Raw genomic sequence first — 841 nt, forward strand, 5'->3', positions numbered from 1 at the left:
AAACCCAGCACCGGATGCGGACTCATCTCCACGAACACCCGCCGCCCCTCACCCAACAACCGCCGCGTCACCTCCTCCAAACGCACCGGCTCCCGCAGATTCCGATACCAATACCCCCCGTCCAACACCACCGTGTCCACCACCCCACCCGTCACCGTCGAATAGAACGGCACCCCCGACGACACCGCCGACACACCCCCCAACACCCCCGCCAACTCACCCTCAACCCCCTCCACCTCCACCGAATGAGACGCGTAATCCACCGCAACCCGACGCACCCGCACCCCCTCACCACGCAACTCCCCCTCCAACACCCCCAACGCATCCACCCCACCCGCCACCACCACCGACGACGGACCATTCACCGCAGCAACCGACAACCCCCCACCCAAACGCCCCTCCACCACACCCACCGGCAAACCAACCGACAACATCCCACCCCCACCCGCAAGCGACGACGCAATCACCGCACTACGCCCCGCCACCACCCGCGCACCATCCTCCAACGACAACGCACCCACCACACACGCCGCCGCGATCTCCCCCTGCGAATGACCCACCACACCAGCCGGCTCCACACCCACCGACCGCCACAACCCCGCCAACGACACCATCACAGCCCACAACACAGGCTGCACCACATCAACCCGCCCCAACGCCTCCTCATCACCCAGCACATCAACCAACGACCACCCCACAAACGGCGCCAACGCCTCCCCACACCGCCCCATCCACTCCGCAAACACCACCGACTCCGACAACAACCCCAACGCCATCCCCACCCACTGCGCCCCCTGACCCGGAAACACGAACACCACACCCCCACCACCATGAACGGGCG

Annotated in this window: 1 protein-coding gene; it reads right to left on the bottom strand. The window is 66.3% G+C overall.

The window, feature by feature from the left end; genetic code table 11:
* The coding region (locus tag QQM72_RS40670) for an acyltransferase domain-containing protein (RefSeq protein ID WP_314225835.1) at nucleotides 1–841 on the bottom strand (841 nt) is incomplete at both ends.

It is taken from the genome of Streptomyces zaehneri (assembly GCF_032248645.1).
GTDB lineage: Bacteria > Actinomycetota > Actinomycetes > Streptomycetales > Streptomycetaceae > Streptomyces > Streptomyces coriariae.